Source organism: Burkholderia sp. Ac-20365, assembly GCF_017104715.1.
Taxonomy (GTDB): domain Bacteria; phylum Pseudomonadota; class Gammaproteobacteria; order Burkholderiales; family Burkholderiaceae; genus Paraburkholderia.
This window is the reverse complement of the sequence record NZ_JAAGPI010000031.1, coordinates 17457-33400: the sequence shown is the minus strand read 5'-3', so window position 1 is coordinate 33400 and position 15944 is coordinate 17457. Positions and strand designations below refer to the sequence as shown.

Here is a 15944-nt window from a genome sequence, read left to right as displayed (position 1 = left end):
TCTGATTCCGCCGCCGACTGCCTTTTCGGCGGCCCAAAAAGAAAAACCCCGCCAACGCGGGGTTTTGTGACGTAACGAAAGTTTAATAGATTTCGTCGCGTATCAGGCGTAGCGGCGAAGGCGCATCGCAAATTCCTGCAGAGCCTTGATGCCGCTTTGTTCAGCGCGGTGACACCAATCTTGCAATTGCACCAGCAGTTGTTCGCGCGATGCGTTCGAACGCTCCCACATCGCAGCGAGTTCGTTGCGCAGTTCGATATAAGTACGCAATTTCTGGCTGTTGGCGAAAATCTGCGGCAACTGGAGACGTTGCGGCTCGTCGAGACCCGCCTCTTCCTTGTGGAACCAGCTACGCGCGCCGCGCATCAACTGATACTTCTCGCGTGCGCCTACTTCCTTCAGATGCGCGAGTTCCTGACGGTACGCACGCTTGATCGCCTTCGCGTAGCTCGCCATCACTTCATAGCGGTTCGCGAGCACGGCTTGCAGCGTGTCCTGATCGAGTACCAGCTTGCCGGTGGTCAGACGCGGCGTCGGTGCGATCTTCTTCACCTTGGCCAGACGGAACGCCGACATGATGCGGATGTACATCCAGCCGATATCGAACTCGTACCACTTGTTCGACAGCTTCGCGGACGTCGCGTACGTGTGGTGATTGTTGTGCAGCTCTTCACCGCCGATGATGATGCCCCACGGGAACAGATTCGTGCTCGCATCAGCGGAGTTGAAGTTGCGATAACCCCAGAAGTGTCCGAGACCGTTCACGACGCCAGCCGCCCAGAACGGAATCCAGATCATCTGTACGGCCCACACGCTCAGACCGACGATGCCGAACAGCGCGACGTCGATCACCATCATGATGCTCACGCCGAGGATCGGGTACTTCGTGTAGACGTTGCGCTCGATCCAGTCATTCGGCGTGCCGTGGCTGAACTTGCGCATCGTTTCTTCGTTCTTCGCTTCCGTGCGATACAGCTCGGCGCCTTCGAGCAGCACTTTCCAGATGCCGCGCGTCTGCGGGCTATGCGGATCTTCTTCGGTCTCGCACTTCGCGTGGTGCTTGCGGTGAATCGCGGCCCATTGGCCCGTCAACATGCCCGTCGTCATCCACAGCCAGAAGCGGAAGAAGTGGCTCGCGATGGGATGCAGGTCCAGCGCACGATGCGCCTGGCAGCGATGCAGATACACGGTCACGCCGATGATGGTCACGTGCGTGACGGCGAGCGCCCACAACACGATTTGCCACCACGAGAAACGCAGTGCGCCGTGGGCAAGAAAATCAAGCAGGGAATTCAACAAGGCCATTTACCTAGAACGGAAAGACATTCGCGCAAGGATACAACGGCGGATGTCAAGAAAGTGAAAGCAAGCGGACAATTTCGACGATATTTTACGCGAACGGTTCCAAGTATCTGTAACAAATGAGGAATTTGTTGTTCAGGGTCAACCCGATGCCGCCGATTAAGGGTCGAAATACAATCCGCGTCGCCCGCAAAAGCCCGCTTCAGGCGGCGCTGCCGGATTCACCGGCCGCCCGTTCGGTCATCGTTACCGCCTGCGACATGATGTCGCTGCTGCCCGCGACAATCCGCACTTCCCGCTGCGCATACGGAATTGCGATGCCGTTCTCTGAGAATAGCCGCCAGATATTACGGTTGACGTTCGAGCGCACGCCCGAGGTGCCCGTCGCCGCATCCTGAATCCAGTAGCCGAGCTCCAGATTGATGCCGTCCGGGCCGAAGCCGGCCAGATAAGGCGTCGGCGCCGGATCCTGCAATACGCGGTCGACGCCCTGCGTCGCCTCGACGAGCAGCGCCATCGCCTTGTCGACGTCGGTCGAATACGAGATCTGGACCGCCGCCTTCGCGTTGCCGCGCGTCAGATACGACGACTGGTTCTGCACGACGTCGGTGATCAGTTTTTCGTTCGGAATCAGCGTTTCGATGCCGTCCAGCCCGCGCACCACCGTATAACGGGTGCGGATCTGCGTGACCATGCCTTGCAGCCCGCTCACGTTGATCGTGTCGCCGATGCGCAGCGACCGGTCGATCAGGATGATGAAGCCCGATACATAGTTGCTCGCGATCTTCTGCAAGCCGAAACCGAGCCCCACACCAAGCGCTCCGCCGAACACGCCGAGCACCGTAATGTCGATACCCACCAGCGACAGACTGATCAGGATCGCCGCCAGAATCAGCAGCGCCCGGCCGACGCGCGACAGTACGACCTTCAGATTCGCGTCGAGCGAGCCCGAGCGCATCAGCCGGTCTTCGAGCGCCGCGCCGAGCCACATCGCGACGATCATCGTCACGCACACCCAGAGCAGCCCGGACAGCAGCGACAACAGCGTCAGATGCGTGTTGGCGATGCGGAACTGCACGCTCGCCATCCACTTGAGCACGTCGTTCTGGATGCCGAGCACGGTGAGCACCATGCCGACCCAGACGATCAGCGACACGAGCTTTTCGACCAGCGACAGCCACGTGTGCGCGGTGCCGTCCCGCCCGAACACGCGTCGCGCGAGATAGAAGACGATGTAGATCAGCCCGATGCCGAACAGCGGCACGAGCGCGAGATCGAGCAGCGAGGTATGAATGAACTGCCCGGCGATCGCCCGCGCGATCCAGACGAGCACGCCGCCCAGCAGCGGAAAGAGCGCGCGGTTGAGCGCCTCGGCGCCGAAGCGCAGCGCGCCATAGCGGGTTTCGCGCTGCGCATCGAGGGCGCGGCGCGCGATGCGCGCAATCACCCACGCGAGCGCGAGCGTGCCGAGCAGCACGCCGACCTGCCACAGGCTGGCGGGCTGGCCGAAGTCGCGCGCGACGTCGCCCAGCGTGTGGAAGAAGAGATGGTTTTCCATGATGTTTCCAGCAGCTGGCGTCTCCAGCAGCCGGCGCGGCGCTCACGACGCGTGCGCCGGCCAGGCTGGGTGAATCCCAGCCATGAGCGCGCGAAGCTTAGCCGCGGCGTTCCAGCACGGCCGCGAAGAAGCCGTCCGTCGCGTGACGATGCGGCCAGAGCGACAGGTAATCGCCCATTTCCAGGTCGATGCGCTGCTCGGCGAGCACGTCGCGCGCGGGCACGAGCACGAAATCCGGATGATCGGCGAGGAACTGCTGCACGACGCCTTCGTTTTCGGCATCGAGAATACTGCAGGTCGCGTACACGAGCCGGCCGCCCTTCTTCACGAGACGCGCGGCGCTCGTGAGAATCGACAGCTGTTTCGGCGTCAGTTCCGCGATCGATTCCGGCGACTGGCGCCATTTCAGATCAGGATTGCGGCGCAGCGTGCCGAGGCCGCTGCACGGCGCGTCGACCAGCACGCGGTCGATCTTGCCCGCCAGCCGCTTGATCTTCGCGTCGTGTTCGCTGTCGATCAGCACCGGGTTCACGTTCGACAGCCCGCTGCGCGCGAGACGCGGCTTGAGCTTCGCAAGGCGGCGATCCGAGATATCGAACGCGTACAGACGGCCCGTCGAACGCATCATCGCGCCGAGCGCCAGCGTCTTGCCGCCCGCGCCCGCGCAGAAATCGACGATCATTTCGCCGCGCTTGGGCGCGACCAGCGAGCACAGCAGCTGGCTGCCCTCGTCCTGCACTTCGAGCCAGCCTTCCTGGAACGCGTCGAGCTTGGTGAGCGGCGGCTTGCCATTCACACGGATGCCGAACGGCGCATACGGCGTCGCGCCTGCCTCGATGCCCACCTTCGACAGCACGCCCAGCACATCGTCGCGGCTCGCCTTGATCGGGTTCGCGCGCAGATCCAGCGGCGCCGGATAGTTGAGCGCTGCGGCCAGACGGGCGAGTTCTTCCGCGTCGAAACGCTGGCTGAGCGCCGTATAGATCCATTCGGGCAGGTTCAGACGCGTGCGCAGCGGCAAGCTCTGCGGATCGACCTTCGACACATGTTCGAGCCACGCGCCTTCCGCCTCCGACACGAACGGCTTCAGCGCCGTACGGCCCGCCGTCTGCATCAGTCCGAGCAGCGCCATGCGGCGATTAGGATTACCGCTGCCGCTTTCTGCCAGATGCGCGAACTCCATCTTACGACGCAGCACGGCGAACACCGCTTCCGCGATCACGCCGCGCTCGCCATGACCGAGCTTCGGATGGGCGCGGAAAAAGCGGCTGGTCGCCGCATCCGCGGGCCCGGTGAATTTAAGAACATCGGCGAGCAATGTCTCGGTTTGTCCGATCAAAAATCCATGCAGTCTCATGCGCCCTCCTTGGCGTTCTGGCTTGCGTTTTGGCCTTGTGTGTCAAGGAAGAGCCACTGCGGCTCGGGTGGTGTCACGGTGACGCGCAGGCCGTCGACGGCAATCCGCCCTTCGACGAACCAGCGTACGGCGCGCGGGTAAATCACATGTTCGGTGTCGAGCACGCGCGCGGCAAGCGCCGCGGCGTCGTCGCCGGGTAATACAGGTACCGCCGATTGCAGCACGATCGGCCCATGATCGAGCGTCGGCGTGACGAAATGCACCGACGCGCCGTGCAGCCGCACGCCCGCGTCGAGCGCCTGCTGATGCGTCTTGAGCCCCGGAAAGCTCGGCAGCAGCGACGGATGCACGTTGATCATGCGTCCCGCATAGCAATTGACGAAAGCGTCGGTCAGCACGCGCATGAAGCCGGCGAGCACGACGAGATCGGGCGCGAAGCCGTCGATCTCGCGCGCGAGCGCGGCGTCGAAGCTTTCGCGGTCAGGAAACTGGCGGTGGTCGACAACAGCGGTGGCAATGCCTTGCGACGCCGCGAACTCAAGCCCGGCGGCGTCAGGACGGTTGGCAATCACGGCGGCGATGCGCGCCTGCCAGCCTTCGGCTGCGCAGGCGCGTACGATGGCTTCCATGTTGCTGCCCCGTCCGGAAATCAGAATGACGAGATTTTTCATCCGCGGATTTTATCATTCGGCCATGCCCGATCCGCGCACCGGCGCCGGGTGGCGCCCTGTGCGTTTATAATCGATTGTTTTGCGGCATCTGGCCCGCTCAAATCCTTCGCCTCTATCGTGAGAGTCTTCCGCGGTCTTCCCAATGCCGAGAGCCGTGCGCCCTGCGCGCTGACCATCGGCAACTTCGACGGTGTCCACCGCGGGCATCAGGCGTTGCTCGCCCGTGTCCGCGCCGCCGCAGACGCGCGCGGCCTGCCCGTCTGCGTGATGACCTTCGAACCGCACCCGCGCGAGTTCTTCAATCCCGCCAGCGCGCCGCCGCGCATCGCGATGCTGCGCGACAAGCTCGAAGCGCTGCGCATGAACGGCGTCGACCGCGTGGTCGTCGAGCATTTCAACCATACGTTTGCCAGCCAGTCGCCAGATACGTTCGTCGAACGGATCATCGTCAATGGGCTGCATGCGCGCTGGGTGATGATCGGCGACGACTTCCGCTATGGCGCGAAGCGCGCGGGCGACTTCAATTCGCTGAAGGCGGCGGGTCAGGAATACGGCTTCGAAGTCGAACAGATGGCGACCGTCGCGGATCCGTCCGGCGCGCGTATTTCCAGCTCCGGCGTGCGTACCTCGCTGATCGCCGGTGATCTCGACGCAGCCCGCGCCGCGCTCGGCCGCGACTATCTGATCAGCGGTCACGTCGTGCATGGTCTGAAGCTCGGCCGCGATCTCGGTTTTCCCACACTGAATCTGCCCATCGCGCACAAGCGTCCCGCGCTGTCGGGCATTTTCATCGTGCGCGTGCATGGCATCGCCGACCAGCCGCTGCCGGGCGTCGCGAGCCTCGGCTTGCGGCCTACCGTCGACGACTCCGGCCGCGTGCTGCTCGAAGTGCATCTGCTCGACTGGCATGGCGACGCGTATGGCAAGCTCGTGCGCGTCGAGTTTCTGAAGAAGCTGCGCGACGAAGAAAAGTTCGTCGATCTCGAAACGTTGACGGCCGCGATCGCGCGCGACGTCACGAATGCCCGCGCCTGGTTCGAAGCTGTTGGCGACGTGCCGGGCAGCCGTTCCACCGGCTTTGCCACATCGGCCACCGACCGAATTAGATGACCCCTGGCGGTGTGTGCAGATCGCTCGAGCGAAGCACGCACCCGTCGTCGCGCATCGACGGGCGCCGGATGCATAGGCAAACGGCCCGCATCATGCGCGGCGCCTTCAGGTCTTCGCGCAAGCCGCGCCCTAACATCGTATTCACCGCTACCTCACCATGAGCAACAAGAAAGCCGATTCGAAACCGCAGGCCCGCTACCCCGTCAACCTGCTCGACACGCCGTTCCCGATGCGCGGCGACCTGCCCAAGCGCGAGCCGCAATGGGTCAAGGACTGGCAGGAACGCAAGATCTACGAGAAGATCCGCGCCGCCTCGAAGGGCCGCAAGAAATTCATCCTGCACGATGGCCCGCCGTACGCGAACGGCGACATCCACCTCGGCCACGCGGTGAACAAGATCCTGAAGGACATGATCGTCAAGGCGCGCAACCTCGCGGGCTTCGACGCCGTCTATGTGCCGGGCTGGGACTGCCACGGCATGCCGATCGAAATCCAGATCGAAAAGCAGTTCGGCAAGTCGCTGCCCGCTGCCGAAGTGATGCAGAAGGCGCGCGCCTACGCGACCGAGCAGATCGAAAAGCAGAAGGTGGGCTTCCGCCGTCTGGGCGTGCTCGGCGACTGGGACAACCCGTACAAGACGATGAACTTCGCGAATGAAGCCGGCGAAATCCGCGCGCTCGCAAAGATCATGGAAAAGGGCTACGTGTACCGCGGCCTGAAGCCGGTGAACTGGTGTTTCGACTGCGGTTCGGCGCTGGCTGAGGCGGAAGTCGAGTACAAGGACAAGACCGATCCGACTATCGATGTCCTCTTCCCGTTCGCCGAGCCGGAAAAGACCGCGCAAGCGTTCGGGCTGGCTTCGCTGCCGCGCAACGAAGGCGGTATCGTGATCTGGACGACCACGCCGTGGACGATCCCCGCGAACCAGGCCCTCAACGTGCACCCGGAGATCGTGTACGCGCTCGTCGATACGCCGCGCGGTCTGCTGATCTTCGCTGAAGAGCGCGTCGAAGACTGCCTGAAGTCGTACGGCATCGACGGCACGGTCATCGCAACGGCGCCGGGCGCCAAGCTCTCGAATGTGCGCTTCACGCATCCGCTCGCGGCCGCGCATCCGTCGTACAAGCGCACGTCGCCCGTGTATCTCGGCGATTACGTGACGACCGAAACGGGTACGGGCATCGTGCACTCGGCGCCCGCATACGGCGTCGAAGACTTTATCTCGTGCAAGGCGCACGACATGCCCGATTCGGACATCATCAACCCGGTGATGGGCGATGGCCGCTATATCGAGTCGCTCGCGCTGTTCGGCGGCCTGTCGATCTGGGACGCGAACCCGAAGATCGTCGACGCGCTCGACGAAGCCGGCTCGCTGCTGCGCACCGAGAAGTATCTGCATAGCTACATGCACTGCTGGCGCCACAAGACGCCGATCATCTATCGCGCGACGTCGCAGTGGTTCGCCGGCATGGACATCAAGCCGAACGACAGCGACAAGACGCTGCGTGAAACGGCACTGGAAGGTATCGAAGCGACGGCGTTCTATCCGTCGTGGGGCAAGCAGCGCCTGTTCTCGATGATCGCGAACCGTCCCGACTGGACGCTGTCGCGTCAGCGTCAATGGGGCGTGCCGATGGCGTTCTTCGTGCACAAGGAAACGGGCGATCTGCATCCGCGCACGCCGGAACTGCTCGAAGAAGTCGCGAAGCGCGTCGAAGTCTCTGGTATCGAAGCGTGGCAAACGCTCGATCCGCGCGAACTGATCGGCGACGACGCGAACATGTACGAAAAGAACCGCGACACGCTCGACGTGTGGTTCGATTCGGGCACGACGCACTGGCACGTGCTGCGCGGCTCGCACAAGGACGAACTGCAGTTCCCGGCCGATCTGTATCTGGAAGGCTCGGACCAGCATCGCGGCTGGTTCCACTCGTCGCTGCTGACGGCGTCGATGCTCGATGGCCGCCCGCCCTACAACGCGCTGCTCACGCACGGCTTCACCGTCGACGGCGAAGGCCGCAAGATGTCGAAGTCGCTCGGCAACGGTATCGATCCGCATGAAGTGTCGAACCGTCTTGGCGCGGAAATCATCCGTCTGTGGATCGCATCGACCGATTACTCGGGCGAACTCGCGATCTCCGAAGAAATTCTCAAGCGCGTGACGGAAAGCTATCGACGCATCCGCAATACGCTGCGCTTCCTCCTCGCGAACCTGTCGGACTTCGACTTCGAGAAGCACGCGCGCCCGGTCGGCGAGTGGCTGGAAATCGATCGTTATGCTGTGGCGCTGACGGCCAACCTGCAAGCCGACATCCTCTCGCATTACGACAAGTACGAGTTCCACCCGGTCGTCGCGAAGCTGCAGACGTTCTGCTCGGAAGATCTCGGCGGCTTCTATCTCGACGTGCTGAAGGACCGCCTGTACACCACGGCACCCGATTCGAACGCACGCCGCTCGGCACAGACCGCGCTGTATCACATCGCGCATGGTCTGCTGCGTCTGATGGCGCCGTTCCTGTCGTTCACGGCCGAAGAAGCGTGGAAGATTTTCCAGCCGAATAGCGAAACGATCTACACCGAGACGTATCACGCGTATCCGGAAGTCGCCGACGCCGGCGCGCTGCTCGACAAGTGGACGCTGCTGCGCGCGGTGCGCAGCGACGTGACGAAGGCGCTGGAAGAAGCACGTGTCGCGAACCAGATCGGCTCGTCGCTGCAGGCGGAAGTCGAGATCCGTGCCAGCGGCGCGCGTCATGAAGCGCTCGCCAGCCTCGGCGCCGACCTCAAGTTCGTGCTGATCACGTCGGGCGCAACGGTCCTGAAGGTGGAGAGCGTCGAAGAGGAAGGCGTCGACGTGATCACGTCGAAGTACCTCAAGTGCGAGCGCTGCTGGCACTACCGCAAGGAAGTCGGCGAAGACGCTGAACATCCCACGCTGTGCGGCCGCTGCATCAGCAATCTGTTCGGCAACGGCGAAACGAGGAGCGCGGCATAATGTCCAGAACGATGTCGAAACCGGCGGGTGGCTCGCTCGCGCCGTGGCTGGGCGTTGCCGTCGTCGTGATCCTGTTCGACCAGTTGACCAAGATCGCAATCGCGAAGGTGTTCGCGTACGGCTCGTCGCATGCCCTCACGCCGTTCTTCAACCTCGTGCTGGTGTACAACCGCGGCGCGGCGTTCAGCTTTCTGGCGATGGCGGGCGGCTGGCAGCGCTGGGCGTTCACCGCGCTGGGCGTCGGCGCGGCGCTGCTGATCTGCTATCTGCTCAAGCGACATGGCAATCAGAAGCTGTTCTGCGCTGCGCTCTCGCTGATCATGGGCGGCGCGATCGGCAACGTGATCGACCGTCTGCTGTACGGCCATGTGATCGACTTCCTCGATTTCCACGTCGGCACGTGGCACTGGCCGGCGTTCAATCTCGCCGACAGCGCGATCACCGTCGGCGCGGCGCTGCTCATTTTCGACGAGCTGCGGCGCGTGCGCGGCGCGCGCTGAGCGCAGATATAACTACAAGCGGTGTGCGGCGCTTCGCGGCCCGCACATTTCGCGCGGGGATTGCGGCCACGAGCCGCCCTGCCCGCGCTCAGGCAGTCTTGCAGTACGAAGCCGGCGCGCTTCACCGATGCGCCGGCCATCACGTCTTGTCGGAGGCATCAGTTGGCCACAGAACTCGCCGGAAAGCACATCGTCCTCGGCATGACAGGCGGGATCGCCTGCTACAAGATCGCTGAACTCACGCGTCTGCTGGTCAAGGCAGGCGCCACCGTGCAGATCGCGATGACGGAAGCGGCCACGCAGTTCATCACGCCCGTCACGATGCAGGCGCTCTCCGGCCGCCCTGTCTACACGAGCCAGTGGGACGCGCGCATCGACAACAACATGCCGCATATCGATCTGTCGCGCGAAGCCGACGCGATCGTGATCGCTCCCGCCTCCACCGACTTCCTCGCCAAACTCGCGCACGGTCTGTGCGACGACCTGCTGTCGACGCTGTGCATCGCGCGCGATTGCCCGCTGCTCGTCGTGCCCGCGATGAACCGTCAGATGTGGATGAATCCGGCGACGCAGCGCAATGTCGCGCAGTTGCGTGCAGACGGCATCGAACTGCTCGGGCCGGATTCGGGCGCGCAGGCGTGCGGTGAAGTCGGTGACGGGCGCATGCTCGAACCCGAAGCCGTCTACGAGGCTATCGCGGCGTTCTTCACGCCGAAGCTGCTGTCCGGCCGCCGCGTGCTGCTGACGGCGGGCCCGACCTTCGAGCCGCTCGATCCCGTGCGCGGCATTACCAACCGTTCGAGCGGCAAGATGGGTTTCGCGCTCGCGCGCGCCGCGCAGCAGGCAGGCGCTGACGTGCATCTCGTGGCCGGCCCTGTCGGACTGGAAACGCCTTGGGGCGTCTACCGCGAAGATGTGCAGACCGCGCAGCAGATGCACGACGCCGTGATGCGCGCCGTGCCCGACTACGACATCTTCATCGGCGTCGCGGCCGTCGCGGACTGGCGCGTCGATCACGTCGCCGACCACAAGATCAAGAAAACCGCCGATCACGTGATTCCTTCGTTCGCGTTCGTCGAGAATCCGGATATCCTCGCTTCCGTGGCGAAGCTGCCGCATCCGCCGTTCTGCGTCGGCTTCGCCGCGGAAAGCGGCGATCTCGATGTGCACGGCGAAGAGAAGCGCAAACGCAAGAACGTGCCGCTCCTGATCGGCAATCTCGGCCCGCAGACGTTCGGGCTCGACGACAACGAAGTCGTGCTGTTCGAAGCCGCTGGCTCGACGCGGCTTCCGCGCGCGGACAAGCAGACGCTCGCGCGCGCCTTGATCGCGGAAATCGCGAAGCGCCTGCCGGATGCGAGCGTGATCGGTTGAGCGCGGTCGCGCTCGTCGCGTCATCACGAATCGTCACGCTCCAACGCAATCCATCAGCTAACGCCAAGGTGCTGTCATGACCCTGCTCTCCGTGCTCGACCAGACGCCCGTTATCGACGGGCATATGGTGGCCGACGCGATCGCCGCGACGGTCGAACTCGCGCAACTCGCCGACGACCTCGGCTATACGCGCTACTGGTGCGCCGAACATCACGGGCTCTACGGCGTATCGAACCCGTGCCCGGAAGTGATGCTCGCGCGGCTCGGCAGTGTGACGAAGCGCATTCGCATCGGCTCGGGCGGCATCATGCTGCCGTACTACAGCCCGTTCAAGGTCGCCGAGCAGTTCCTGATGCTCGAGGCGCTGTTTCCGAACCGCGTCGATCTGGGCGTCGGGCGCGCACCGGGCGGCGACATGCGCACGGCACAGGCGGTTGCCGCCGGCGCCTACAATCGCGGCGAACTGTTCCCGCAGCAGGTCGCCGATCTCGTCGCGCTGATGAACGGCACGCTGCCTTCGGATCATCTTGCGCACGGCGTGCTGCTGCAGCCGCAGATCGACACGCGTCCGCAATTGTGGGTGCTCGGTTCCAGCGATTTCGGCGGCATGCTGGCGGCGCAACTTGGCATCCGTTTTTCATTCGCGCACTTCATCAATGCGCATTTCGGGCATGCCGTCGCGCAGGCTTATCGCGAGCGCTTCAAGGCTGGCAACGAACAGAAGCCGTATCTCGCGGCTGCCGTGTTCGTGATCTGCGCGGACACGGAGCAGGAAGCAATCGAGCTTGAAAAAGCCGTCGATCTGCGGCGCGTACAAATGGCCTACGGATTGAACGCGCCCGTTCCGTCCGTCGCGCAAGGACTCGCACAGGAATATGGCGAACGCGAGCAACTGATCATCGACCGCGAGAAGCCGCGTAGCATCATCGGCACGCCGGAATCCGTCACGGAACGGCTGCACGCGTTGCAGGAACAGTTCGACGCCGACGAACTGATCGTGCTGACCGTCGCGGGCAGTTATCGCGCGCGGTTGCGCTCGTATCAGCTGCTTGCCGAAGCGTTTGATCTCGGCAAGTCATGAATCGATCACGGCGGTCCATCGCGATGGTGGACGCCACAACTTCTTCAACCTCTCACCGAACTGCATGAAACTCGACCTGAAGATTCTCGACCCGCGCATGCGCGAACAACTTCCCGCCTACGCCACGACGGGCAGCGCGGGCCTCGATCTGCGCGCGTGCCTCGACGCGCCGATGACGCTCGAACCCGGCCAGACCGCGCTCGTGCCAACGGGCCTCGCGATCCATCTGGCCGATCCCGGCTACGCGGCGCTGATCCTGCCGCGCTCGGGTCTTGGTCACAAGCACGGTATCGTGCTGGGCAATCTGGTCGGCCTGATCGACTCGGATTACCAAGGCCAGTTGATGATCTCGACGTGGAATCGCGGTACGACCACGTTCACGCTGAATCCGATGGAGCGTCTCGCGCAACTGGTGATCGTGCCCGTCGTGCAGGCCGAGTTCAATATCGTCGATGAGTTCGAGACGAGCGATCGCGGCGAAGGCGGCTTCGGCAGCACCGGCAAACACTGAGACATTGCTCAGCTTCGCGCGTTGAAGCTCGTTGAAGCTTTCAGCGCGTAGCAAATAAAAACGGCGTGGGTTGTGAAACCCACGCCGTTTTTTTGTTCGCTTCGGAGCGATCGACGCTTAGTCGACTTCCACCGCTTCCGGATTCGGATTGCGCGGCGGCGCCGAGTTTTCGTCGAAGGTCAGCAGGACCTTGTCGTCCGCATCGACGTCGACCGTCACGCGGCCACCGCTCATCAGCTTGCCGAACAGCAGTTCGTCGGCCAGTGCGCGACGGATCGTGTCCTGGATCAGACGCTGCATCGGACGTGCGCCCATCAGCGGATCGAAACCGTGCTTCGCCAGATGCTTGCGCAGCGCATCCGTGAAGAGCGCGTCGACCTTCTTCTCGTGCAGCTGATCTTCCAGTTGCATCAGGAACTTGTCGACCACGCGCATGATGATTTCTTCATCGAGCGAGCGGAAGCTGATCGTCGCGTCCAGACGGTTGCGGAACTCAGGCGTGAACATGCGCTTGATATCGGCCATTTCGTCGCCGGTTTCGCGGCGCGTCGTGAAACCGATCGTCGACTTCTGCATCGACTCGGCGCCCGCATTCGTCGTCATGATGATGATGACGTTGCGGAAATCCGCCTTGCGTCCGTTGTTGTCCGTCAGCGTGCCGTGGTCCATCACCTGCAGCAGCACGTTGTAGATATCCGGATGCGCCTTCTCGATTTCGTCGAGCAGCAGCACGCAATGCGGCTTCTTCGTCACGGCTTCCGTCAGCAGACCGCCCTGATCGAAACCGACATATCCCGGCGGCGCGCCGATCAAGCGGCTCACCGCGTGACGTTCCATGTATTCCGACATGTCGAAACGGATCAGCTCGATGCCCAGCGTGAACGCCAGTTGTCGCGCCACTTCCGTCTTGCCGACGCCCGTCGGACCGGAGAACAGGAACGCGCCGATCGGCTTGTCCGTCTTGCCGAGACCCGCGCGCGCCATCTTGATCGATGCCGACAGCGCATCGATTGCCGGATCCTGACCGAACACGACAGCCTTCAGATCGCGGTCGAGCGTTTGCAGCTTGCTGCGGTCGTCTTGCGAGACGCTTTGCGCCGGCACGCGCGCAATCTTCGAGATGATCTCTTCGATCTCGCTCTTGCCGATGGTCTTCTTCTGCTTCGACTTCGGCAGGATGCGTTGCGCCGCGCCCGCTTCGTCGATCACGTCGATCGCCTTGTCGGGCAGATGACGATCCGTGATGAAGCGTGCCGACAGCTCAGCCGCCGCCGACAGCGCACCCGACGAATACTTCACGCCGTGGTGCTCTTCGAAGCGCGACTTCAGGCCGCGCAGGATCGCCACCGTCTGCTCGACGGTCGGCTCAGTCACGTCGATCTTCTGGAAACGACGCGACAATGCCGCGTCTTTTTCGAAGATGCCGCGGAATTCCGTGAACGTCGTCGCGCCGATGCACTTGAGCGTGCCCGACGACAGCGCCGGCTTCAGCAGATTCGATGCGTCCAGCGTGCCTCCCGATGCGGCGCCCGCGCCGATCAGCGTATGAATTTCGTCGATGAACAGGATCGCGTTCGGACGTTCTTTCAGTTCCTTCAGAACCGTCTTGAGGCGCTGTTCGAAATCACCGCGATACTTGGTGCCCGCGAGCAACGCGCCCATATCGAGCGAGAACACTTGCGCATCGACCAGGATATCCGGCACTTCGCCGCGCGTGATGCGCCATGCGAGACCTTCGGCGATGGCCGTCTTGCCGACGCCCGCCTCGCCAACCAGTAGCGGATTGTTCTTGCGACGACGGCACAGCACCTGCACGACGCGCTCGACTTCCGCTTCGCGTCCGATCAACGGATCGATGCGGCCGTCCTTGGCCATCTGGTTCAGGTTCTGCGTGAACTGCGCAAGCGGCGTTTCCTTCTGCGCGGCGGCTTCGTCCGATTCCGCGTTCGCATCCGTCGACTTCGCAGCTTCCGAGCTGTTCGTCTTCGCGATGCCGTGCGAAATGAAATTGACGACGTCCAGACGCGTCACGCCCTGCTGCTGCAGGTAGTAGACCGCGTGCGAATCCTTCTCGCCGAAGATCGCCACGAGCACGTTCGCGCCCGTCACTTCCTTCTTGCCGTTCGAGGTGGACTGGACGTGCATGATCGCGCGCTGGATCACACGCTGGAAACCCAGCGTGGGCTGCGTGTCGACGTCGTCGGTGCCCGGAACGGTCGGCGTGTTGTCGTGAATGAAGTTGCGCAGGTTCTGACGCAGGTCTTCGATGTTGGCCGCGCATGCGCGTAGCACTTCCGCCGCAGTCGGGTTGTCCAACAGCGCCAGCAAAAGATGTTCGACCGTGATGAACTCATGCCGTGCCTGGCGTGCTTCCATGAACGCCATGTGCAGACTGACTTCCAGTTCCTGGGCAATCATGCTTCCTCCATCACGCACTGCAGCGGATGCCCTGCCTGCCGCGCGTGGGTAACGACTTGCTCGACTTTGGTCGACGCGATGTCCCGCGTGTAGACCCCACAAACTCCCCTGCCTTCGCGATGGACCTTCAACATAATCTGCGTTGCGGTCTCACGATCCTTATTGAAATATTCCTGCACGACCATCACGACGAATTCCATCGGCGTGAAATCGTCATTCAACAACACCACCTTGAACATGGCAGGCGGTTTCAGCTTTTGTTCCTGCCGCTCCAGTACGGTGTTGTCCTGCTTGTCCGGGATAATCGCCATACACCCATTCTAAACAACTCGGACAGGCCCGCAATCCTGTCAAAACCCGACCGGCTGGCCGGACATCGGTTCCCTCCGGCCCTGTGGAGCAGCCTCTCGCGGGTGCGCTCTGCGCCGGGCCGCGTGCGGTGGCGGCCCTCCGGTAATTCTGCATTGCAGCTTGATGACTGCAGTCGGATCGAGTATCGCACAACCCGGGCCAGCAAGCTGATGACACGCCAACCTCGCCATCGGCCGCTTCACCGTTGAACTGCATGTGAGTCGATTATGCGACTTTTCAAGACGCGCCGCTTGCGCCACCGCACATAAGAAAAGCGGGAGAAACCCTGGAAATTGGGTCTTTACAACGAAGAAATGGGCGTCTCAAAATTTTCTTGACACTCGAATAAAGAGACTCAACAATCAAGCTGGCACTTTTTTCAATAAGCGGTCTATACGAAAAAATGCCGTTGGTGAGCTTGTGAGGAGGGACGACTGCATCCCGTGGTCGTTGAGCTTTTCGAGGGCTCGTGGCAGCTTTTGAGTTACAGGGGAAGTTGGTATGGCAACTGGTACGGTCAAGTGGTTCAACGACGCGAAAGGTTTCGGATTCATTACGCCCGACGAAGGCGGTGAGGATCTGTTTGCACACTTTTCGGCTATCCAGATGAACGGTTTCAAGACCCTCAAGGAAGGCCAGAAAGTTAGCTTCGAGGTCGTTCAAGGCCCGAAGGGCAAGCAGGCATCGAACATTCAGTCCGCAGCCTGAACGTTTGG

At 62.6% G+C, this 15944-nt stretch carries 13 protein-coding genes; 7 read left to right on the top strand and 6 right to left on the bottom strand.

Annotated features, from left to right (window positions below; genetic code table 11):
• Positions 1 to 102: 102 nt before the first annotated feature.
• From G3O01_RS34335 to purN, 4 genes are all read right to left on the bottom strand, one after another.
• Positions 103 to 1299 (bottom strand): acyl-CoA desaturase, encoded by a 1197-nt coding sequence (locus tag G3O01_RS34335; protein WP_205811452.1) that lies wholly within the window; start codon positions 1297 to 1299, stop codon positions 103 to 105.
• Positions 1300 to 1504: 205 nt separating this feature from the next.
• The gene (locus G3O01_RS34330; RefSeq protein WP_205811451.1) at positions 1505 to 2860 is read right to left on the bottom strand and encodes a mechanosensitive ion channel domain-containing protein; all 1356 of its coding nucleotides are present in this window, start codon (positions 2858 to 2860) and stop codon (positions 1505 to 1507) included.
• Positions 2861 to 2957: 97 nt separating this feature from the next.
• Positions 2958 to 4217, bottom strand: coding sequence for an RsmB/NOP family class I SAM-dependent RNA methyltransferase (locus tag G3O01_RS34325; protein WP_205811450.1), 1260 nt, complete (start codon positions 4215 to 4217; stop codon positions 2958 to 2960).
• Positions 4214 to 4888 (bottom strand): phosphoribosylglycinamide formyltransferase, encoded by a 675-nt coding sequence (gene purN, locus G3O01_RS34320; RefSeq protein WP_205811449.1) that lies wholly within the window; start codon positions 4886 to 4888, stop codon positions 4214 to 4216. The genes G3O01_RS34325 and purN overlap by 4 nt, the downstream gene beginning before the upstream one ends.
• Before the next feature lie 117 nt (positions 4889 to 5005).
• Between purN and G3O01_RS34315 the strand changes: the two genes are divergently transcribed.
• From G3O01_RS34315 to dut, 6 genes are all read left to right on the top strand, one after another.
• On the top strand, positions 5006 to 5998 hold the full coding sequence (locus G3O01_RS34315; protein WP_205811448.1) for a bifunctional riboflavin kinase/FAD synthetase: 993 nt from the start codon (positions 5006 to 5008) through the stop codon (positions 5996 to 5998).
• Between the two features lie 157 nt (positions 5999 to 6155).
• Entirely contained in the window at positions 6156 to 8993 is a 2838-nt protein-coding gene (gene ileS / locus G3O01_RS34310; RefSeq protein ID WP_205811447.1) for an isoleucine--tRNA ligase, read from the top strand.
• A complete protein-coding gene (gene lspA / locus G3O01_RS34305; protein WP_205811446.1) occupies positions 8993 to 9493 on the top strand; it encodes a signal peptidase II in 501 nt (166 codons plus the stop codon). Before ileS ends, lspA begins: the two co-directional genes overlap by 1 nt.
• Before the next feature lie 162 nt (positions 9494 to 9655).
• On the top strand, positions 9656 to 10867 hold the full coding sequence (coaBC, locus tag G3O01_RS34300; RefSeq protein WP_205811445.1) for a bifunctional phosphopantothenoylcysteine decarboxylase/phosphopantothenate--cysteine ligase CoaBC: 1212 nt from the start codon (positions 9656 to 9658) through the stop codon (positions 10865 to 10867).
• A 76-nt stretch (positions 10868 to 10943) separates the two neighbouring features.
• Positions 10944 to 11948 (top strand): LLM class flavin-dependent oxidoreductase, encoded by a 1005-nt coding sequence (locus G3O01_RS34295; RefSeq protein ID WP_205811444.1) that lies wholly within the window; start codon positions 10944 to 10946, stop codon positions 11946 to 11948.
• 64 nt (positions 11949 to 12012) lie between these two features.
• Positions 12013 to 12459 carry a dUTP diphosphatase gene (gene dut / locus G3O01_RS34290; protein WP_205811443.1) on the top strand — a complete coding sequence of 149 codons (447 nt, stop codon included), beginning with the start codon at positions 12013 to 12015 and terminating at the stop codon, positions 12457 to 12459.
• A gap of 117 nt (positions 12460 to 12576) precedes the next feature.
• On the opposite strand, the gene clpA is transcribed toward dut, so the two are convergent.
• Together clpA and clpS are read right to left on the bottom strand one after the other, a co-directional pair.
• Entirely contained in the window at positions 12577 to 14877 is a 2301-nt protein-coding gene (gene clpA, locus G3O01_RS34285; protein WP_205811442.1) for an ATP-dependent Clp protease ATP-binding subunit ClpA, read from the bottom strand.
• On the bottom strand, positions 14874 to 15188 hold the full coding sequence (gene clpS / locus G3O01_RS34280) for an ATP-dependent Clp protease adapter ClpS (protein WP_028368427.1): 315 nt from the start codon (positions 15186 to 15188) through the stop codon (positions 14874 to 14876). The genes clpA and clpS overlap by 4 nt, the downstream gene beginning before the upstream one ends.
• A gap of 541 nt (positions 15189 to 15729) precedes the next feature.
• Between clpS and cspD the strand changes: the two genes are divergently transcribed.
• Entirely contained in the window at positions 15730 to 15936 is a 207-nt protein-coding gene (gene cspD, locus G3O01_RS34275; protein WP_007586257.1) for a cold shock domain-containing protein CspD, read from the top strand.
• The last annotated feature ends 8 nt before the right edge of the window (positions 15937 to 15944 follow it).